Consider the following 20214-nt stretch of genomic DNA (forward strand, 5'->3'; position numbering starts at 1 on the left):
CCGTCAATAGGCAAACAACTGTTGTATCGGTAAAATAAACTCCACTCTCGTTTTCGCGTTATCCGCCGGGTCCGGATCAACCAGGTAACTCACCCGCATCCCGAACGTAAATGGTATCACATTGCCGATCTTCGTATCGAAGTACAACTCCCCGCCGGTAGAACGATACAGGTTATCCCGCTTCACAAGGTAGTTATGCGCGCTGCTGTAATCATAAAAGGCATTTGCCCGGATGCGCGTGAAATACAGCAGGTGTGCAAAGCCCCAATCCGGGTACCAGAGCGGGAAATGATAATTAGCCCCTACCTTATAAATGCGATTGTAAAACGGCGTATTATACCCCCTCGCATACACGAAGCGATCCGTAAAGCTGTAATTACCCAGCGTATCCCGCTGCTGATAAGCCGCCTGCAACTGCAGGCTATGGCTTTTTGCCAGGCCTGGCAGGTTCAGGTCAAACCGGCCATAGAGCTGCTCGCCCTTTTGCGCACCAATAGAGTGGTTGTATTGCAACGCCAGGTATTGCCCGAAATGACTGAGGATATGTTGTGTGGCGCGAATCCGCTGGTTATTGAACACGAGCGAGCTGCTGCTGTACTGTTGCGGATTTACGCGGAACCGCAGCTGATCGCTGTATAGCTTTTGAATGTAGTAGTTGGAGGATAACGACAGGGAGCGGCTGTACATCCCGGACGAAAGCTGCAACGGTATCGTAAAGCCGGCATGCCAGCTCAGCTGGTTCCAGTAATAGCGCTTGCCTTTCAGCAAGGCATTCTTGTTAATCGTATAGTCGAACCCGGTACCCAGCCAGGGGAACCAGGCCCCGTAAGTAAAGTTAGCCCCTACGGTGGACGTGCCTTCGTTGCGGTTGTACGTATAGCCGACACTGGTAGACGTCGTGTTCAGGATATTATTCCCCAACAAACTGATGCTGTACTCCGGATCGTTAAACGACGGCACCCAGCTGTGAAAGTTGAAGAAACCGGTCGTTTTCCGGTATGGCTTTACAGGAAGGGAGTCCGCCGGCACTTTGTCCAGGATGTTGCCGCCTTCCTTCAAATCCGGGTGCAGCCAGCTGCCTTGTTGCGCGCGGGTAATGTCTGCTTCTTTCCAGGGAGCAGTAAATGCCGTGGTAAGCAGTTGATACCCCCCGGCCGTAAACTCGCTAAACACCAGGCCATTGGCAGATGGCGCCATAAACAGGGCTGAATTCGGACGGTCCGTAACCTGCCAGGTTTTCCGGCCAGATAACGTCATCGCATATACGTTGTTAACGTCTTTCACGCCGGAAGTAAAGTACAACGTATCCCCGGCTATTACCGGCGCGCCAATGATTTGATAGGAGAAGCCGGAAAGCGGCGTGATGGCGCCGGTGGCGAGCGACTGGCTAACCAGCGCCATTTCGCCTTTGGCATTTCGCACAGCGCTGATGACGGCATCTTCCGCGGTGTTGAACCTCGGGTTGGTATAGTAATAGTTGTCCGGGTTGGGCAGTATCTTTTCCACTTCGCCGGTAGCGGTATTGATCAGCCGGAGGCTGTACTGCATATCCGGCGTGGCGGATACGGCTATCACTTTTGTGCCGGCAGTATTGATGTCAGGCGCGTAGTATTTGCCTTTGCCGGGCACCGTTGCGGTACGGCCGGTTGTTCTGTCATAAATACGGATGGCGGATAAATCCTTCCAGCCCCAGCGGGCATCGAAGCGGGCGGCTGCCCATACGATGCGGTTATTGCGGTAGCTGAAGTAATCGTCGAAGACGATGCCGGGCCGCGTCAGCAGCGTGGCGCTGCCATCCGCTTTCAGCAGGTAAAAGCCGGGGACGGTATTCCAGCTGGCTTTGAGCAGCACGTATTCGTTAGGCGTACCGGCAGGATAGAGGTATTTATAATTCGTGAAAACTTTTGGCGCAGGCAGCAGGGGCTGCGCCGGCGTGATCTCCGGCCGCTGCGCATAGCGCGTCCAGATGGAGTCGTAATGCTGCATCGCGGCATGATAGAAGCCGGTAACGTTCATGCCTGTACGCTTTTTCATGCTGCGGGACATAGGGTAGAATACCCCGCGGAAGCGGACGGCATCCGTCGTCACCTCTTTCCAGAAAGTGGTACCGTAATGTTCCCGGCCATAGACGCTCATGAGGTAACCCAGCGGGTAGTGATCCGGCGTATAGTCGCGGTAGGAGCCGTTGCGTATCTTCATGTAGGAATAATCCTTCTGCGCCAGCGCCAGGGCGCGGAAGCCATCGAAGAAGGCGGGTAGCCGCCCCCTGCCCTGCTGGCTCAGCGCCGTTTCCATGGTTACTGCGTCCCCTTCCCAGAACCAGTTTGGCACCGCGATGTTGGTAGCGGCAGCCTGCCCCATTTCCCCACCCAGCCAGGAAAAGACTTTCGAAGCCCCCTGCCGGAAGTTCATATTTTGCAGTACGTGCCGGTATTCATGCAGGGAAAGCTGCTCCACCCAGTTCAGCGAACCGAGGTTATAGGAGGTTGGCGGCGGCGCAAGGAAGAACTCCGAGCGGAATGGTCCCAGCGCCACATACCCATTGGATTCCATCGTCTGGTTTTGCAGTACGATGTTGACTTTCTTTTGCAAAGGGCCGATAGACAGGCGGTTGTACCTGTTCAGATAAGTAACGATGTTGGCTACACGCTCGCCGGCATGCCCCAGGCCGGCAGGAAATATCACCCGGACGGTATCCGTATTGATCTGTTGCCACTTCAGGCTGGAGGGATTCCCTCCGAATTGTTGTGCAGAAAGTTGCAGGCATGTCAACGTCAGTAACGCGACGGGTAAATAGCGCATAGGTGTCAGATATTAACACTCGCTCAGGCTGATCGGGATATTCACCGCCAATCCGCCGTCAGAGGTTTCCTTGTATTTAGAGTTCATATCCAGCGCGGTTTCCCACATGGTTTTCACCACTGCGTCCAGGGATACTTTCGCCAGTTCAGGATTGCTTTGCAGCGCCAGCTGGGAAGCGGTGATGGCCTTGATAGCCCCCATGGTATTGCGTTCTATGCAGGGCACCTGTACCAGGCCGCCGATAGGATCGCAGGTAAGACCCAGGTGGTGTTCCATGGCTATTTCGGCAGCCATTAACACCTGGCGCTGGGAGCCGCCGAGGCACTCCGTCAGCGCGGCAGCCGCCATCGCGGAGGATACGCCTATTTCCGCCTGGCAGCCACCCATGGCCGCCGAAATGGTAGACCGTTTTTTAAAGATACTGCCGATTTCAGAAGCGGTGAGCAGGAACTGGATAATCTTATCGTCGTGAAGGCCATCGCAGAAGGCGATGAAATACTGCAGCACGGCAGGGATTACGCCTGCGGCGCCGTTCGTAGGGGCGGTTACCACGCGGCCAAAGGAAGCATTTTCTTCATTCACGGCCAGGGCAAAACAGCTCACCCAGTCCAGCGTATAGGTAAAATGCTCGCCCCCGGCGCGGATAGCGTCGATCCAGGAAGCGTAATCCGTATAGGTACGGCCTTTCAGTAATTTCTTGTTGAGCGCCGCGGCGCGGCGGGCTACTTTCAGTCCACCCGGCAGTTCCCCGGTGGTATGGCAGCCGCGGTAAGTGCATTCCTGCATTACCCGCCAGATATTGAGTACGCCGGCGCGGGTTTCCGCTTCCGGGCGCCAGGCATGTTCATTTTCCATTACCAGCTCGGAAATGCTGTAGCCGGTTTTAATACACCATTGCAGCAACTGCCGGGCGGTATCGATGGGGAATGGCAGGTCCACCTGGTTGGCGCTGCTGCCGTTTTCTCCTTCCTGCACCACAAACCCGCCACCGATGGAATAATAGGTAGCCGCCCGCTGTTCGCCATCGTTAAAGGTCACCAGGAAGGTGAGCGCATTCGGATGGAATGGCAGGGACTCTTCGAAGAGGAAAGTGACATCTTCCATAGGGTCGAAGTCAATTTCATATTTGCCCGCTACTGTCATTTTACGGTTACGGCGGATAGCGTCTATTTTAGGATTGATCTGGTTTACATCAAAGGTAACGGGATCATCGCCGCAGAGGCCCAGCAGAACGGCAATGTCAGTACCGTGACCATGGCCGGTTTTAGCCAGGGAGCCGTATAGCAGCACCTGCAGGCGGGAGATGGCCGGCAGGCGGCCGGCTGTTTCCAGGTCGTGCAGGAAACGCAGCGCTGCGCGCCATGGACCAAGGGTATGGGAACTGGAAGGGCCAACGCCAATCTTAAAAATGTCGAATACTGAAATACATTCGTGTGCCACTAATATGAATTTATTTTATCTGTAAAAATACGGCAACTTGAGCAGATAAAACGCGGGCGGCAGTTATACTTATCATAAGTTTTGGCCTGCCGGCAGCAGGAATTTTTTCCAGTAAATTATCTAGCGGCGCCTCCGCCGCCGGGAACGGCTCATTATTTGTATCAGTCGCTTCAAATCCTTCACTTCCATGAACCTTATCCGCGTCCTGTTTTCCGCTACCGCCCTGCTGGCGGCGCTTTTCAGTGAGCAACCCTCCCTGGCCCAACAGGCCCTCACCACCCGGCAGGAAACTAATCTGGCAGCCTTTGCAAAGCTTTACGGCTACGTCAGGTACTTCCATCCTTCCGATGAAGCCAGCAGTATTTCCTGGGAGCAATTCGCCAATTACGGCAGCCTGGAAGTCTTACAAGCCGGCAACACGGAGGAGCTGGTCAATACGCTGAACCGGCTTTTCAAACCCATAGCGCCGGCAGCCCTGGCGTACAGCGGGCGGGAACCTGCCCTGCCCTCCATTACGCCGCCGGCAAAAAAAGGGTATAAGCCCGTTGCCTGGCAGCATGAAGGCGTGGGCATCTCCAACGAAATGAACAAAAACCAGATCTATAGCAGCAGGCGTATCAATCGGCCGGAGGCGGCAGTGGTCAGCAACGGCTGGTCTACCGTTATGCAATCCATCAACGCGGAGCCTTACCGCAATTGCGAATTCCGGTATTCCGCCCGGTTGAAAGTCCTTTCGGACTACAGCGGGAGAGCCCAGCTCTGGTTCAGGGTCGACAATAAAAAACGGAACGGCTTTTTCGACAACATGAACGACCGGCCGGCCGTTGCCAGCCAGTGGGCCACCTATACCATTACCGGCCGTATCAATGCGGATGCAGATGTGCTGGCGTTTGGCATCATGGCGCTGAACCCCGGTAAAGTGCTGGCGGACGATATCAAACTGGAAATCAACAAGGATGGCAGGTGGATAGCGGCGCCCGTGGCAAACGGCGATTGCGAAGCCTATAATGGCAACCTTACACCGGAAAAATGGTATATAGGCAAAGAGGCGGAAGGCTTTTCCATGCAGGCGGATACGACGGATGTCAGCAGCGGGAAAGCCGCTATGGCGCTGATTTTCGCACCCAAGATGCTGCAGAAAGGGATCGCCGCTCCCCTGTTCGATGGCTTTCCGCAACCGGGGGAATACGCACGCGTGGCCTTAGGCGGCGGGGTCAAAGCGGCAGTGCCCCTGGCCTTATATGGCACGGACGCGCATACTTACCCTATGGGGGATTCGATCTCTCTCCAACAACTAAAAACAGCACTGGCTATTACGTACAAAAAAGGCCAAACGGCGGACCTGCCGGGCATCCGGTTTGCGGACGTGATCATCGCGTGGAATATTTTCAAACACTTTTTCCCTTACTGGGAGGATGCTTCCGCCACGCCGGACCAGCTGCTGCGCCAGGCGCTGCAATCCGCCGCTACGGATAAAACGCCGGCGCAGTTCCTCGTTACCCTGCAAAAAATGATGGCCCCTTTGAATGATGGGCATATCTGGGTGTTTATGGCCAATATGCCGCAAAATTATTCGGTTGGGGCTGCGTTTGCCCGGGCGGACGGCAAGGTGGCTGTGAGCCGGCTCATAGGCCCGTCCCTGGAAGGACGGCTGGCCCCCGGGGATGTGGTGACCGCCATCGACAACATACCCGTGGAAACCTTTGTGGCGCAGGAGGTAGCCCTGATGAGCGGCTCCGCGCAGGTGAAGGACAAAAGGGCGATGGACCGGCTGCTCTCCGGCGCGCCGGACACGGAGGTAAAGCTGGACATCCTGCACAACGGCATTCCTAAAACGGTAACGGCTACACGAAATCTAACGCCGCAGGCGTATGCCGCCGCCACCAGGCGCGCCTACCCTATGGGATGGATGAAGCCGGGCGTGTATTATATTGACCTGGACCGGGAGCCCATGGATTCCATCCGCCGGCATATCCATGAAATAGCGGGCGCCCGGGCGCTGATATGCGATTTGCGGGGGTATCCGAACTTCAACCACGGGCTGATTCCGCATTTGATGACCACCAAAGAGAGCAGGGACTGGATGTTTGTACCCCGGTTTAACCGGCCGGATCAGCAGGATATGACTTTCAAAGGCCTGGGCTGGAACCTGGCGCCGGAGCAACCGCATATAGGCGGCAAGGTATTTTTCCTGACGGACGGCCGCGCCATTAGCTACGCGGAAAGTTACCTGGGCTATGTGCAGGACGAAAAGCTGGGAACCATTATTGGCGGGCCTACGGCGGGTACCAACGGCAATATTAACCAGGTGGATTTGCCAGGCGGTTATTTCTTTGCCTTTACCGGCATGCTCGTGAAAAACCATGATGGCAGCAAGCATCACCTGAAAGGCATTGTACCGCAGGTACCGGTAACGCCTACACTGGCGGGCCTGGCGGCCGGTAAGGACGAGGTGCTGGACAAGGCGCTGGAACTGGCTGAAAAATAACGAAAAGCCCCCGGTAACGCATTACCGGGGGCTTTTTATGTAATAGTGGTAAGGTTAGTTACCTACAGAAAAGTCGATCAGCCTGATATCGAAGATCAGCACGGCATTACCCGGCACATTCCCGTATCCGCTTTTACCATAGGCCCAGTAGGAAGGAATATAGAGGCGTGCGATACCGCCTTTCCTTACATAACGCAGCCCGATATACCAGCCGGGGATAAGGTTTTTCATTTGCGACTGCAGGCCAAAGTTGGTAGAGTCGGAACTATCGAATTTAGCCCCCTGGGTAGTACCGTTCATCAGGTAGCCGGCGTAGGCAACGGTGGGATAGCTGGTCCACCGGATGGTATCATTGCCGGTACCCTGTTGTTTTATTTCAACGACCACCCCGCTGCTGTCCTTGATCACATTGGTAATGTTGTTGGCGGCCAGGTAAGCTTCAATCTTGGTAGAGTCAGTAACGAACTGGGCACGTGCATCAAAATCGTCTGCCTTGTCTTTTTTACATGCGCTGAGGATGCCGATAACGGCGAGCCCCAGGAGGAGAAATTTCTTCATTGTAGTTGTTTGGCGCTGTTTTTAGTTGTCGTGAAAATATAAAATTGCCCGAATAGTTTACCGGATATCTACCAGTTCCACTTCGGAGATCAGGATTGCGTTAGGAGGAATGTTTTGCGTGGGCACGCCGATGGAGCCAAAAGCCAGTTCAGGCGGGATATACATGCGGATGCGGCCACCCTTGGAAATTTTGCGCAGGCCTATCTGCCAGCCGGCGATATGATTTTTGAGCTGCATGTTATCGAAATCCGTCGGGCCAAAGGAGCTGGCCACCACGCTGCCGTTGAGCAGCTGGTAGGAGTAGGACACGATGGGGATGGAAGTAGGCGTCAGGTAATGCACGGAATCCCCGGGTTTGAGGATGACGTAATAAAGGCCGGAGGGGTCCCTGTAGGCCGATTCATTTTTCTGCCCGATGATGCTCCGGATAGTGCTATCGGAGGTCCATGCATCGCGGTAGATAGCTTCAAAATTAATGTCATCTCTTTTGGTACAGCTGCTGCCCAAAGTGATTATAGTAAGGGAAGTAAGGAGTAAAAATAGATATTTCATCCGCGTCTTTGATTTTCTCTCTGGCTGTTTAAACGGCTTATGATCCTGTAAAGTTACATAATACGAAAATTTAACCGTACATCCGCTGGGAAGGGGCTGTTGGGTTTTTTTATGGGGCGAAAGATCCGGCGCTGCCGGGCGGTCGCTGCCCGTTTGGGGCAGGCGGCGCAAAGCGGTATGCCGTATATCCGGAGTAGCAGCGGGCAGGAGGGGCTGCGCCGGAGGGGGCGCTGCATAAAAAAAAGCTCCTCCCTGTAGGGGAAGAGCTTTTTTAATATGCTGATTATTAATCAGATTAGTAATCCATACCCATACCGTGGCCGCCTGGCATTGCAGGAGCAGCGGATTTAGGTTCTGGTTTGTCAGCGATCACGCATTCGGTAGTCAGCAGCATACCAGCGATGGATGCAGCGTTTTCCAGGGCGATGCGGCTCACTTTAGTAGGATCGATTACGCCGGCAGACAGCATTTTTTCGTAGGTTTCGGTGCGGGCGTTGAAACCGAAGTCGCCTTTACCTTCTTTTACTTTCTGCACTACGATAGAACCTTCGATACCAGCGTTAGCGGTGATCTGACGGAGCGGTTCTTCGATGGCGCGTTTAACGATTACGATACCGGTTTGTTCGTCTTCGTTGTCGCCTTTCAGTTTTTCGATGCTTTCGATAGCGCGGATGTAAGCTACGCCGCCACCAGGCACGATACCTTCTTCAACGGCAGCGCGGGTTGCGTGCAGGGCGTCATCAACGCGGTCTTTTTTCTCTTTCATTTCTACTTCGGTAGCAGCGCCAACGTAGAGAACGGCTACACCGCCGGAGAGTTTAGCCAGGCGTTCCTGCAGTTTTTCGCGATCGTAATCGGAAGTAGTTACTTCGATCTGCGCTTTGATCTGGCCGATGCGGGCCTGGATATCTTTTTTCTGACCACGGCCACCAACGATGGTAGTGTTGTCTTTATCGATAGTTACGGATTCAGCGCGGCCCAGGTAAGTCAGGTCAGCGTTTTCCAGTTTGTAACCTTGTTCTTCGGAGATAACGATACCGCCGGTCAGTACAGCGATGTCCTGCAGCATGTCTTTTCTTCTGTCGCCAAAGCCAGGAGCTTTAACAGCAGCTACTTTCAGGGTGCCGCGGAGTTTGTTTACCACCAGGGTAGCCAGTGCTTCGCCTTCCAGGTCTTCAGAGATGATTACCAGCGGAGCGCCCTGCTGAGCTACTTTTTCCAGGATGTGCAGGATATCCTTCATGGTGCTGATCTTTTTGTCGTAGATCAGGATGTAAGGGTTCTGCAGTTCAGCCTGCATTTTTTCGCTGTTGGTGATGAAATATGGAGAGAGGTAACCACGGTCGAACTGCATACCTTCTACTACTTCAACGGTAGTATCGGTACCTTTTGCTTCTTCTACAGTGATAACGCCGTCTTTGGTAACTTTTTTCATTGCTTCAGCGATCAGTTTACCGATTTCGCTGTCGTTGTTAGCAGAGATGGTAGCAACCTGTTCGATTTTTTTGGTATCGTTACCAACTTTTTCGGATTGTTTTTTCAGGTTTTCAACGATGCCTTTCACCGCTTTGTCGATACCGCGTTTCAGGTCCATTGGGTTGGCGCCTGCGGCAACGTTTTTCAGACCTTCGCTGATGATTGCCTGAGCCAGTACGGTAGCAGTGGTGGTACCGTCCCCTGCCAGGTCAGCAGTTTTAGAGGCTACTTCTTTTACCATCTGGGCGCCCATGTTTTCGATGGGGTCTTCCAGTTCGATTTCTTTTGCAACGGAAACACCGTCTTTAGTTACAGCAGGAGCGCCGAATTTTTTTTCGATTACCACGTTGCGGCCTTTAGGACCCAGGGTAACTTTTACTGCATCTGCCAGAACGTCAACGCCTCTTTTCATTTTGTTGCGGGCGTCTATATCGAAGAATATTTGCTTTGCCATGATTCTTTAAAGTATTTTAGATTTTGATACAATTAACCGGATATCATCAGGAGGGGTTGGATTAAACCACTGCCAGGATATCGGATTCACGCATGATTAAGTAGTCACCACCTTCGATGCTGATCTCAGTACCGGAGTATTTACCGTACAGTACTGTATCTCCCACCTTAACAGTTACAGGCTCATCTTTCTTGCCAGGGCCAGCTGCCACAACAGTACCTTTCTGAGGTTTTTCTTTTGCAGTATCCGGGATGATGATACCACCAGCTGTCTTTTCTTCTGCCGCTGCAGGTTTCACAATTACCCTGTCAGCTAAAGGTTTAATACTTAATTTTTTAGCCATAGTAGTTTTTATTTAAAGAAGTAGTTGAATTTTTTGTGTTCTCAAGGCCCACGAGAATTATGCCAAGGGCCAATATGGGTCAAATTTTCAGCCTTTCCAGGCCGTATGTGCCATTCATACTGACAAATCATCCCTGAACCCAGGAAAAAATGACAGAGCGCCGTGCTTTTAAGCGGAATTTAACGCCCACAACAGGACGGGAATCCGTAAATATCGATTTTTTTATCTACTTTTGCGCCCTTATACCAGTTCTTTTTTATACGATGATCAGTAGAAGAAATATCCGGGTTAAAGTAATGCAAACACTTTACGCCCTGGAAACGATGGAGCAAAGCAGTATTAAGCCGGGTACGGCTACCAGACTTTTAAACGAAAAGCTGGATCAGACCTGCCAGATCTTTACTTATTTACTTTATTCGGTAGCACAGGTAGCACAATACGCAGAGATTGACTCCGCGGCCCGTGCATCCAAACATTTGCCATCCGCAGAAGACCTGCAGGTAAATACCAAAATTGCCGGTAACGAATTCCTTTACCAGCTGATTAGCGACAAGGGCTTCCAGGTAAACCTGGAACAGTGGAAGATGCGTCACCTGGCAGACGAAGAGTTGATACGTAAAATGTACAACCTGCTGGTAGCTACCGATACCTACAAAGCCTATATTGCGGATGAACAGCGCAGCAAAGCAGGGGAAAAGGAAATACTGGAGTTCATCTATAAAGAAATACTGGCAAAAAGCGAATTGTTCCTCCAGCATATGGAAGACAACTTCCTGCACTGGGGCGATGATGCGGACATGATGAACATCCTGCTCAGCAACTACTTCAACAAACCGCACCTGTTCAATTTTATGCAACTGATCAGCAAGGAGAAACTGGATTATGCCAAAGAGCTGCTGCTGACGGTAATCGATAAAAAAGAATACTGCCTGGAGCTGATTAAACCAAAGCTTCAGAACTGGGATCCGGAACGTATTGCCGCTGTGGACATGCTACTGATGGAAATGGGGGTTTGCGAATTCCTCTACTTCCCTACCATCCCTACCAAGGTGACCATCAATGAGTATATCGACCTGGCCAAAGCGTACAGCACGCCACAAAGCGGTCAGTTCATCAATGGCATCCTGGACAACATCCTGAAGGACCTGGAAAAAGAACAGCTGGTAAAAAAACAGGATCGTCCGAAAAAATAACCGGAATAGCTATTTTTACTCAAATTGCATCATCATGAAAGCACTGTTCTATGTCCTTGCCGCAGGTTGCCTGGTAATGACCGCCTGTAACGGAGGCGAAGAAGGCCGCAAAGCCGCCGCCATCGACTCCATCAGGCAAAAAACCATCAACAGCAAGGACATCGCTATTACCTTTGAAGAAAAAACCCACGATTTCGGAGAAATCGTCCAGGGCGAAAAAGTGGAATACTCTTTTAAATTCACTAATACCGGCAAGGCCGACCTGGTTATCGAAGACGCCATTTCCAGCTGCGGATGCACCGTACCTGAATGGCCGAAAGAACCACTGAAGCCGGGCCAGTCCGCCTATATCAAAGTAATTTTTGACAGCGCCGGCAAGGAAGGCTATACGCAGAAGGAAGTAGCGCTCAAACTCAACGATGGCGCAGGCTATCATGTAGGACCCATCATCCGTTGCAATATCGTAAAGAAATAATTTTAATAAACTATTAAATCAATTATAGATGAATATGCTGAATGTTTTATTAGCAGCTCCTGCACAAGGCGGTGGCAGCGCGCTCCCACAGATGCTGATCTTTGGTGGTATGATCGTGGTAATGTACTTTTTCATGATCCGCCCTCAGACCAAAAAAGCCAAAATGCAGAAACAATTTATCGAAAACCTGAAAGAAGGCGACAAAATCGTAAACATTGCCGGTATCCACGGTAAAATCAAAAAATTCAATGACGACGGTAAAACCCTCGTTATGGAAGTGGCGCCGGGTACTACCCTGACCATCGAGCGCTCCACCATCAGCATGGAGTACTCCGCAGCGCTGAACCAGCCTGCCGCCAACGTAAAAGCGTAATAATCCGACAACTTATACTAAAAGCCTGCGCAGGGAATTTTCTTTGCGCAGGCTTTTGTTTTTAGCAATTTTTGCTAACTTGTTCAGGCTATGTTAAAGGTTGGAATCACAGGAGGCATCGGCTCCGGCAAAAGTACCGTCAGCAAAATTTTTGAACTGCTGGGGGTGCCGGTTTACTACGCAGATGATAAAGCAAAAGACATTCTGGTTAGAGATAAAGAACTGGCTGAACAGGTAAAACAGCACTTCGGCCCTGAAGTCTATGAGGCGGACGGGGCCCTCAACAGGAAGCTGCTGGGCAATATCGTGTTTAACGATAAGGACAAACTGGCACTGCTCAATTCCCTCGTACACCCGGCTACGATACGCGACTCCAACAACTGGGCCGCAGAACAAAAAGCGCCTTACGTACTCAAGGAGGCCGCCCTGTTATTTGAAACCGAATCCTTCCACCACCTGGATAAAATCATTGGCGTGAGCGCCCCCCAGCCCCTGCGCATACTCCGGGTCATGAAGCGGGACAATGTATCCCGCAACGACGTGCTGGCGAGGATGCACAAGCAGATCGACGAAACCATCAAAATGCGTTTAAGCGACTACGTTATCTATAACGATGAGCAGCATATGGTCATTCCCCAGGTGCTGGAACTGCACCAAAAGCTGTTGCAGCTGGCGGCTGAAAAAGCCTGACATTTCCGTGCATCCCCCTTATGCCTCAATTACCTACCTTTGCTTAAAATCAAAGACAAATGGAAGCAGGTTTTAACGTAGCGCTGCAGTTCACACCGGCCGCAGAAGCCGTGGTGAAGGAACTGCTGCACAGCATCGCAACGGCGCCCTACCTGCGCGTAGGCGTGAAGGGAGGCGGCTGTTCCGGCATGGGCTATATGATAGGATTTGATCAGAAGGCAGCGGATGATATCGAAATGGAGATCGCCGGCATCCCGGTGATCATGAAAAAGGCGCATACCATGTACCTGGCCGGTATGGAGATCGATTACCGGCAGCAGGACGAAAGCAGCGGGTTTGTTTTCACCGCACCGCAATAATGTAAATACAGTTTTATATCAGGAATAGGCTGGCCCTGGGGCCGGCCTTTTTTGTGGGCTGGGGTGTGGGGGATTACCGGCTTGCAGGGGGTGGCGGCTTGCGGGATTTGCAGCTTGTGGGCCTGGCAGCTTTCTTCAGGCATGCAGTCATGAAAAAAGGCTGGCTCTATCGAGCCAGCCTTATATATTATCAAACATTTTTCCAGTTAAGCTTACTTGGCAGCTACTTCTTTTTTGGAAGCAGGTACTGACTCGCTTTCATTGGCCAGTTGATTGTGCTTGTCGAAATCTACCAGTACAGGCGCCGCTACGAAGATAGAGGAGTAAGTACCGGTGATAACGCCCACGAGCATAGCGAATGCGAAACCGCGGGTTACCTCGCCACCGAACACGAACAGGATCAGGATGGTCAGGAATACCGTCAGGGAAGTCATTACGGTACGGCTGAGGGTATCGTTGATCGCTTTGTTAATAACGGTGTCACGATCCTTACCGTGCGTACCGGTACGGAAGTATTCGCGAATACGGTCGAACACGATCACGGTATCGTTCATGGAGAAACCGATTACAGTGAGGATCGCAGCGATGAAGTGCTGGTCAATTTCCAGGGTGAACGGTACGAAGCTTCTGCACCAGGAGAATACTGCCAGGGTAACGAGTACGTCGTGCAGCAGGGAGAAGATGGTACCCACTGAGTACTGCCATTTGCTGAAACGCAGCAGGATGTACAGGAAGATCACCACGATGGACAGGATGGTCGCTTTAATCGCACCGGAACGGAGGTCATCGGAGATGGTTGGAGAAACGGTCTGTGAACCTACGATATAACGGTTGGTGAAAGCATCTTCCGTTACAGAAGGATCATAGAATTTCTTCAGGCCATGGAACAGTTTGGAAGTAACTTCCTTATCCACTTCCAGGCTTTGCTCTTCGATTTTGTAAGCGGTAGTGATGTTCAGCTGGTTGGTGTTACCAATTGTTTTCACATAAGGCTCGGAACCGAATTCCTGGTGCAGGGCAGCTCTTACTTCGTCGGATTTCATCGGGTGCTCGAAACGTACGGTGAAGCTACGGCCACCGGAGAAGTCGATACCGTGATCGAAACCATGGAAGAAGGAAGATACGCCTGCGATCATCACGATGGCAGAAATGATGTATGCATATTTACGTTTGCCTACGAAGTCGAAAGCAGCGTGTTTAAATACTTTACGGGAAATTGGCGTGAAGTATTCGAAGTGACGTTTTTTCTTCATCCAGAAGTCAGTCACCATACGGGATACCAGGATACCGCAGAACAGGGACAGTAACAGACCGATAATCTGGGTGGTGGCGAAGCCCAGTACAGGACCAAGACCGAAGTAGAACAGGATGCAGGCAGTGAGCAGGGAGGTAACGTGACCGTCCAGTACAGGAGCGAGGGAACGTTTGTAACCTTTCTGCACCGCGTCCGCATAGGAGAGGCCGTGCGTCAGCTCGTCCTTGATCCTTTCGAAGATGATTACGTTTGTATCCACTGCCATACCGATGGTCAGTACCAGACCGGCGATACCGGCCATGGTGAGCGTTGCGCCAAGGGAAGCGAGGATACCGAAGGTAAACAGCAGGTTGAGGATCAGCGCGATGTTGGCTACCCAACCGGCAGTGTTATAATATACCAGCATCAGTACGAAGATGATGGCAAAGGAGATCAGGAAGGATTTAGCGCCTGCGGCAATGGATTCAGCGCCGAGGGTAGGTCCTACGATCTGCTCCTGAACGATTTTCGCCGGAGCCGGCATTTTACCTGATTTCAGGATGTTTGCCAGGTCGCCCGCTTCTTCAGGGGTGAAGCTACCGGTGATAGAAGAACGGCCACCGGAGATTTCGCCCTGGATGGATGGAGCGGAGTACACGATATTATCCAGTACTACGGCAACGTAGTTGAATGTAAACGGATCTTTCGGATTGGTAGGAGCCAGTTCGCCGGTGAGTTTTCTCCACTCGTGCGCGCCCTGGTTGTCCATGGTCATGCTGATTTCAGGCTGGTTGTTCTGGTCAACGTCCTGGTGGGCTTCGATTACTCTTTCGCCGCCAACACGCGGAGCAGGGTTAGCCGGGTTCACTTTCAGGATGTACACTTCCAGCGGACCGTGTTTATCAGTTTTGTTTTCAGGACCGAATGCAAACACCGCATCTTTTGGCAGTACTGCCTGCACGCCCGGCAGGGCCAGGTAGCGGCGGAAGGTAGCGGTATCCTTAGGCAGCATCATACCCACGGACGGGCCAGGGATGATGGAGCCGGATTGCTGGTCGTAACGGGGGAACAGTACAGCGAACAGCGGATTCTGTTTCTGTTGTTCTCTCATGAGTTTTTCCTGGGAAGCCAGGCCGGTATCAGCTTTTGCTTTACCGCTGTCTTTCGCGAGGTAATCGCTCAGGCTACCGGTTTTAGCGGTATCGGCAGGCGCGCTGGCAACAGCGGCTGAATCTTTTTTAGCGGCAGCTGCGGTGTCTTTCGCTGCAGGAGCATCTCCCAGGGCCACTCTGATGGCGTCGTTCATTGGGGAGAGGATGTTCTGCAGTACATCCGCGCTGTTTTTGTACACTTCTCTGAACTCCAGGTTAGCGGTAGCCTGCAGGTATTTACGAACGCGTTCAGCGTTGTCCACACCGGCCAGCTCCACGGAGATCAGACCTTTATTTTCGTCCAGGCTGATGTTGGGCTGTGCCACACCGAATTTATCGATACGTTTTTGCAGTACGATATAGGTGTTTTTGATGGCCGCTTTGGATTCCCTGCGGATCATGTCCAGCACCTGCTGGTTGGAAGAGTTAAAGTTGATGTCTTTCTGGTACGCATTTGCGAAGATGTTCGCCAATTTGCCCTGGGGAGCAACTTCCGCATACGTTTGTCCGAACAAAGTAACAAAGTCGGTCTGGCTGGTTTTCTTTCTTTCCTTAGCCATATCCAGCGCTCTGTTGAAAGCCGGGTCTTTGGATTGACCGGATAAAGCGCGTACTACATCTTCTACGCTTACTTCCAGTACTACGTTCATACCACCCACGAGGTCAAGACCGAGGTTCAGTTCTTTTTCCTTCGCTTTGTTGTAGGTCACGTTCCATGGAAACCCTGCAATCTCTTTATTGCTGGTGCTATCCACGATCTCTTGTCTTCTTTGTTTTACATAGCCTTTAAGCGTGTCGGCATAAAAACCCTGTAATTGCGAATTTCCAGGATACTTCTGCGCGGCGGAGGGATACTGTTTGGCGATGTCCTTTTCGGCCTGCTGCTCTATCTTCTTCTCATAGTTCCGCACCAAAAACGTGAAGGACAATTGGTACAAAGAGATAAGGATCAGTGCGATGGCAAAAAATCTTACCAGTCCTTTAAGTTGCATACTATTTGTTTCGGGTTTATAATAAAAAATTTTTAAGAGTTGCAAAGATAGAATTTAAATTGATATATTAAAGCCCTTTCGAAAATAGGCGCAAATTAGCTGCCGGCTTGAGTTTGCTGGACTGTTGGCACATAAATTTTACAAATCTGCGATTCTGGTTTCTGCTGGTTTTAATATATTTCCATTGCTTTACAGCACGTTAATACCGACAAATATATGCAAACCCTTCATTATCGCACAACAGATTATTTCCCGGAAAGCTGGTGGAGGAGAAAAAAGGGCATACTGGAGGAGGTTTTCAGACGGGCGGAGCCTTTCCGGCTACAGGTAATTTATACGCAGATCGACCGGGACGAGCAACAGCGGCCCCGGTTCCGGGATTTCAGGTTCCAGGCCGGTCCGGACGTTTATTCCTACCCGGCATCGACGGTAAAGCTGCCGGCGGCCATCCTGGCATTGGAGAAGCTCCGCGACCTCGATATTCCCGGACTGGACATGCATACGGCTATGTTTATCAACCCGTTAGCCGGCATCAACACCGGCGTTCACCGGGACGTAACGGCGTCCCGGGGGCTGGCTTGTATCTCTCACTATATTAAAAAAATATTTCTTATAAGCGATAACGACGCCTATAACCGGCTCTATGAATTCATTGGCCAGGAGGCATTTAACCGCCGCCTCTGGGAAAACGGCTACACGGATGTACAGATACGCCACCGCCTGGGCCTTCCCCTCCACGAAGCGGCAAACCGGCATACCAATGCCATGAAGTTCAAGCGCGGCAACCAGGTGATTTATGAGCAGCCGGCCGCCTGCAGCACGCTGGCATTTGCGCCCCGGCACGACCTGGCCGGGAAAGCCTGGCGCACCCATAAAGGCACGGTGGAACGGGCCCCGATGGACTTCTCCATCCGCAACCGGCTGCCCTTAGCCAGCCTCCATGAAATCATGCGGAGTATTTTTTTTCCGGAGGCTGTAACAAATCAGCAGCGCTACCGTTTAACGGATGGCGACTATTCATTTTTGTATCGTTGTATGTCGCAATATCCAACAGCGTCGGAGGACCCTGTTTATGATCACCAACAGTATCACCAGGCTTATTGCAAGTTCCTGCTCTACGGCGGAAGTCAACAGGCGGTGATCCCCCCGGAAATACGCATTTTCAATAAACCGGGATGGGCGTATGGATTTTTGACGGACACTGCTTATATTGCTGACTTTGGAAATAACATCGAATTTCTCCTGTCTGCCACAGTACATGTCAACCATGACGGAATTTTGGGGGATGATCAGCGGGCCTTCGAAGAAATCGGGAAACCGTTTTTACAGGCGCTGGGCGAATTGATTTACACGATAGAACTGGAAAGACCAAAGCCAATAATACCCGATCTGAGCCGCTTTCAACCATAGGGCGCGATCGGTAAGCCTTTAAACAGCTAAATTCACACATACTTTAAAAACTGAGAGCAGATGCTAACTAAGATCAATCGTGTATGGGCTATTGTAGTGCTGATAGCCGCGACTATGGGAATGACTTCCTGTCTGAAGAACAATGTGGACACGACACCGCAGCGCCCTACATTCTGGCTGAATGTGGCAAACCTGTCGACCTACTCCGGTACGATGGACCTGTACGACAATGGTAAAAAAATCACCAATACCGGTATCACCGGCTTCTTCTCCGAAGTGATCGGCGGTTACAGCGGTCCTCACGAAATGAAAATGACCGTTGCCGGTAAAGATTCCGTACTGGCCACTGCCAGCAGCCAGCTGGATAGCCTGCATTACTATACTTACATGGTATATGGCGGCAACCCGGTGAAAGCGGCTTTCGTGGAATCCAACCTGACCAACTACAGCCCTACCTCCGTTAACCTGCGTTTCTACAACCTGTCCGCCAGCATTGGCCCGGTTGACGTGTACATGGGTTCCAAAAAAGTATTTGAAAACGTGGTTTACGCAGATGGTTACTTCCGTCCGGATTTCACCACTTTCAACGATATTACCGAAGGCAATGTGATCACTGTTAAAAAAGCTGGTACCAACGAGGTAGTAGCCACCAACAACAGCCTGAAGGTCAGCAGCCTGCAAACCGGCGGCGTTTACACCGCATATGTTACCGGTAACGCCGGCAGCACCGGCAACGATAAGCCAAGCACCAACGTTATCTACGGCGCTTACTAATCGCCTGAAAATATTCATTCCTTTGAACGCAGAAGGGGCCGATCATCCGGCCCCTTCTGCGTTTATACGGCAGCTGCGGATATCTTTCCCTGAGATTTTTCTTTTTTTTGTGTAGGTTTGTCCTGGTCAATCCGATATTAACTTATGAATCAACTTGCAGAGAGGCTGTCCCGGATTTCCGAGCCTCAAACCATCAAAATGGCGAAGCTCGGCCGAGAGCTGAAAGCCCAGGGAATAGACATTGTAGACCTTAGTATTGGAGAACCTGACTTTGATACGCCCGAGCATATTCGCGAAGCTGCCAAAAAGGCGATCGACGAAGGCTTTACCCACTATACCCCCGTTGCGGGCATCGCTGACCTGCGCCAGGCGGTGATCCACAAACTGAAACGCGATAACGGTCTTGACTATACGCCGGAACAGATCGTGGTGAGTACCGGCGCCAAACAATGCCTGGCCAATGCCGTACTCGCACTGGTAGACCCGGGAGATGAAGTCATCATCCCTACGCCTTACTGGGTCACCTATTCCGAACAGGTGAAACTTTGCCAGGGCGAAGTCGTGTTTGTGCCCTGCGGCATCGAAAACAATTATAAAATCACGCCCGCACAGCTGGAAGCCGCTATCACGCCTAAAACCAAGCTGTTCATGTTCTCTTCCCCCTGCAACCCTACCGGTTCAGTATATTCCAAAGAAGAGCTGGCAGCGCTGGCGGAAGTATTCGAAAAACATCCGAATATCTACATCATCTCCGATGAGATATATGAGTATATCAACTACGTGGGCAAACATGAAAGCATTGCCCAGTTCGGGGACCTGAAAAACAGGACCATCCTCATCAACGGCCTTAGCAAAGGCTTTGCCATGACCGGCTGGCGCCTCGGCTACCTGGCCGCACCGCTGGACATCGCCAGGGCATGCGATAAAATCCAGAGCCAGTTCACCTCTGCCACCTGCTCCATTACGCAGCGCGCAGCCGTTACCGCCCTCACCGGCGACCTCAGCTCCGCACATGCCATGGTAGCTGAATTCAAAAAACGCCGTGCCTTTATTCACGAAGCCCTGAAAGAAATCCCGGGATTACTCGTGAATGATCCGGAAGGCGCCTTCTATATGTTCCCGGACATGAGCGCCTTCTTCGGTAAATCCTACGAAGGGCAGACGATCAATAACGCAGATGACCTCTGCATGTACCTGCTCCACCGCGCGCACGTTTCCACCGTTACCGGCGCGGCTTTCCAGCAGCCCAACTGCATCCGCCTGTCGTACGCCACCTCTATGGACAAACTGCAGGAAGGCGTAAAACGCATGAAGGAATGGTTAGGTAAGCTGAGCTAACTCCGGCAGATTGTTATACTAACATTATTCAGAGAGGGGAAGAGATCGAAAAGGTCCCTTCCCCTCTCTCCATTATTTATATAATTATTTTCTACATTTGTATCTGCAAAAA

The 20214-nt window shown here is 51.6% G+C and carries 16 protein-coding genes; 9 read left to right on the top strand and 7 right to left on the bottom strand.

Features of this window, described 5'->3' with window-relative positions; all coding sequences use genetic code 11:
- Positions 1-3: 3 nt before the first annotated feature.
- Positions 4-2802 carry a hypothetical protein gene (locus BOC67_RS14865; RefSeq protein WP_291911301.1) on the bottom strand — a complete coding sequence of 933 codons (2799 nt, stop codon included), beginning with the start codon at positions 2800-2802 and terminating at the stop codon, positions 4-6.
- Positions 2803-2814: 12 nt separating this feature from the next.
- Entirely contained in the window at positions 2815-4242 is a 1428-nt protein-coding gene (locus BOC67_RS14870) for an L-serine ammonia-lyase (protein ID WP_291911304.1), read from the bottom strand.
- A 187-nt stretch (positions 4243-4429) separates the two neighbouring features.
- On the opposite strand from BOC67_RS14870, the gene BOC67_RS14875 reads away from it, so the two are divergent.
- A complete protein-coding gene (locus BOC67_RS14875; RefSeq protein WP_291911306.1) occupies positions 4430-6730 on the top strand; it encodes a S41 family peptidase in 2301 nt (766 codons plus the stop codon).
- A gap of 54 nt (positions 6731-6784) precedes the next feature.
- On the opposite strand, the gene BOC67_RS14880 is transcribed toward BOC67_RS14875, so the two are convergent.
- The 4 genes from BOC67_RS14880 to groES form a co-directional block, all read right to left on the bottom strand.
- Positions 6785-7288, bottom strand: a complete 504-nt coding sequence (locus tag BOC67_RS14880; RefSeq protein ID WP_291911309.1) for an FKBP-type peptidyl-prolyl cis-trans isomerase — start codon at positions 7286-7288, stop codon at positions 6785-6787.
- 57 nt (positions 7289-7345) lie between these two features.
- Positions 7346-7840 (bottom strand): FKBP-type peptidyl-prolyl cis-trans isomerase, encoded by a 495-nt coding sequence (locus tag BOC67_RS14885; RefSeq protein ID WP_291911311.1) that lies wholly within the window; start codon positions 7838-7840, stop codon positions 7346-7348.
- Between the two features lie 295 nt (positions 7841-8135).
- Positions 8136-9770 (bottom strand): chaperonin GroEL, encoded by a 1635-nt coding sequence (groL, locus tag BOC67_RS14890; protein ID WP_291911314.1) that lies wholly within the window; start codon positions 9768-9770, stop codon positions 8136-8138.
- A 61-nt stretch (positions 9771-9831) separates the two neighbouring features.
- The gene (gene groES, locus BOC67_RS14895; protein ID WP_073079175.1) at positions 9832-10113 is read right to left on the bottom strand and encodes a co-chaperone GroES; all 282 of its coding nucleotides are present in this window, start codon (positions 10111-10113) and stop codon (positions 9832-9834) included.
- A 296-nt stretch (positions 10114-10409) separates the two neighbouring features.
- Here groES and nusB point away from each other — a divergent pair, with 296 nt between their 5' ends.
- The 5 genes from nusB to BOC67_RS14920 all read left to right on the top strand — a co-directional run bounded on the left by nusB (position 10410) and on the right by BOC67_RS14920 (position 13203).
- Complete coding sequence (nusB, locus tag BOC67_RS14900; RefSeq protein ID WP_291911318.1) at positions 10410-11306, top strand: transcription antitermination factor NusB; 897 nt, start codon at positions 10410-10412, stop codon at positions 11304-11306.
- A 34-nt stretch (positions 11307-11340) separates the two neighbouring features.
- Positions 11341-11781, top strand: a complete 441-nt coding sequence (locus BOC67_RS14905; protein WP_291911321.1) for a DUF1573 domain-containing protein — start codon at positions 11341-11343, stop codon at positions 11779-11781.
- A gap of 28 nt (positions 11782-11809) precedes the next feature.
- Positions 11810-12154 carry a preprotein translocase subunit YajC gene (gene yajC, locus BOC67_RS14910; protein ID WP_291911325.1) on the top strand — a complete coding sequence of 115 codons (345 nt, stop codon included), beginning with the start codon at positions 11810-11812 and terminating at the stop codon, positions 12152-12154.
- A gap of 90 nt (positions 12155-12244) precedes the next feature.
- Positions 12245-12844, top strand: coding sequence for a dephospho-CoA kinase (coaE, locus tag BOC67_RS14915; protein WP_291911329.1), 600 nt, complete (start codon positions 12245-12247; stop codon positions 12842-12844).
- Positions 12845-12903: 59 nt separating this feature from the next.
- Entirely contained in the window at positions 12904-13203 is a 300-nt protein-coding gene (locus BOC67_RS14920; RefSeq protein ID WP_291911332.1) for an iron-sulfur cluster assembly accessory protein, read from the top strand.
- Between the two features lie 212 nt (positions 13204-13415).
- Here the strand turns inward: BOC67_RS14920 and secDF are convergent, their stop codons facing one another.
- On the bottom strand, positions 13416-16580 hold the full coding sequence (gene secDF, locus BOC67_RS14925; protein WP_291911334.1) for a protein translocase subunit SecDF: 3165 nt from the start codon (positions 16578-16580) through the stop codon (positions 13416-13418).
- Positions 16581-16796: 216 nt separating this feature from the next.
- Between secDF and BOC67_RS14930 the strand changes: the two genes are divergently transcribed.
- From BOC67_RS14930 to BOC67_RS14940, 3 genes are all read left to right on the top strand, one after another.
- Positions 16797-17990: a serine hydrolase gene (locus BOC67_RS14930; protein ID WP_291911337.1), complete on the top strand. Its 1194-nt coding sequence runs from the start codon at positions 16797-16799 to the stop codon at positions 17988-17990.
- 60 nt (positions 17991-18050) lie between these two features.
- On the top strand, positions 18051-18764 hold the full coding sequence (locus BOC67_RS14935) for a DUF4397 domain-containing protein (RefSeq protein WP_291911341.1): 714 nt from the start codon (positions 18051-18053) through the stop codon (positions 18762-18764).
- 144 nt (positions 18765-18908) lie between these two features.
- Complete coding sequence (locus tag BOC67_RS14940) at positions 18909-20102, top strand: pyridoxal phosphate-dependent aminotransferase (RefSeq protein ID WP_291911343.1); 1194 nt, start codon at positions 18909-18911, stop codon at positions 20100-20102.
- Positions 20103-20214: the final 112 nt, after the last annotated feature.

Source organism: Chitinophaga sp. CB10 (genome assembly GCA_001870995.2).
Taxonomy (GTDB): domain Bacteria; phylum Bacteroidota; class Bacteroidia; order Chitinophagales; family Chitinophagaceae; genus Chitinophaga.

Excerpts from the sequence above, each read along its gene's own strand:
- BOC67_RS14880 (WP_291911309.1), bottom strand. The coding sequence starts at position 7,288 with ATGAAGAAATTTCTCCTCCTGGGGCTCGCCGTTATCGGCATCCTCAGC.
- BOC67_RS14885 (WP_291911311.1), bottom strand. The coding sequence starts at position 7,840 with ATGAAATATCTATTTTTACTCCTTACTTCCCTTACTATAATCACTTTG.
- BOC67_RS14875 (WP_291911306.1), top strand. The coding sequence starts at position 4,430 with ATGAACCTTATCCGCGTCCTGTTTTCCGCTACCGCCCTGCTGGCGGCG.
- BOC67_RS14930 (WP_291911337.1), top strand. The coding sequence starts at position 16,797 with ATGCAAACCCTTCATTATCGCACAACAGATTATTTCCCGGAAAGCTGG.
- BOC67_RS14940 (WP_291911343.1), top strand. The coding sequence starts at position 18,909 with ATGAATCAACTTGCAGAGAGGCTGTCCCGGATTTCCGAGCCTCAAACC.
- BOC67_RS14935 (WP_291911341.1), top strand. The coding sequence starts at position 18,051 with ATGCTAACTAAGATCAATCGTGTATGGGCTATTGTAGTGCTGATAGCC.
- BOC67_RS14865 (WP_291911301.1), bottom strand. The coding sequence starts at position 2,802 with ATGCGCTATTTACCCGTCGCGTTACTGACGTTGACATGCCTGCAACTT.
- groES (WP_073079175.1), bottom strand. The coding sequence starts at position 10,113 with ATGGCTAAAAAATTAAGTATTAAACCTTTAGCTGACAGGGTAATTGTG.
- BOC67_RS14905 (WP_291911321.1), top strand. The coding sequence starts at position 11,341 with ATGAAAGCACTGTTCTATGTCCTTGCCGCAGGTTGCCTGGTAATGACC.
- coaE (WP_291911329.1), top strand. The coding sequence starts at position 12,245 with ATGTTAAAGGTTGGAATCACAGGAGGCATCGGCTCCGGCAAAAGTACC.
- BOC67_RS14920 (WP_291911332.1), top strand. The coding sequence starts at position 12,904 with ATGGAAGCAGGTTTTAACGTAGCGCTGCAGTTCACACCGGCCGCAGAA.
- nusB (WP_291911318.1), top strand. The coding sequence starts at position 10,410 with ATGCAAACACTTTACGCCCTGGAAACGATGGAGCAAAGCAGTATTAAG.
- groL (WP_291911314.1), bottom strand. The coding sequence starts at position 9,770 with ATGGCAAAGCAAATATTCTTCGATATAGACGCCCGCAACAAAATGAAA.
- secDF (WP_291911334.1), bottom strand. The coding sequence starts at position 16,580 with ATGCAACTTAAAGGACTGGTAAGATTTTTTGCCATCGCACTGATCCTT.
- yajC (WP_291911325.1), top strand. The coding sequence starts at position 11,810 with ATGAATATGCTGAATGTTTTATTAGCAGCTCCTGCACAAGGCGGTGGC.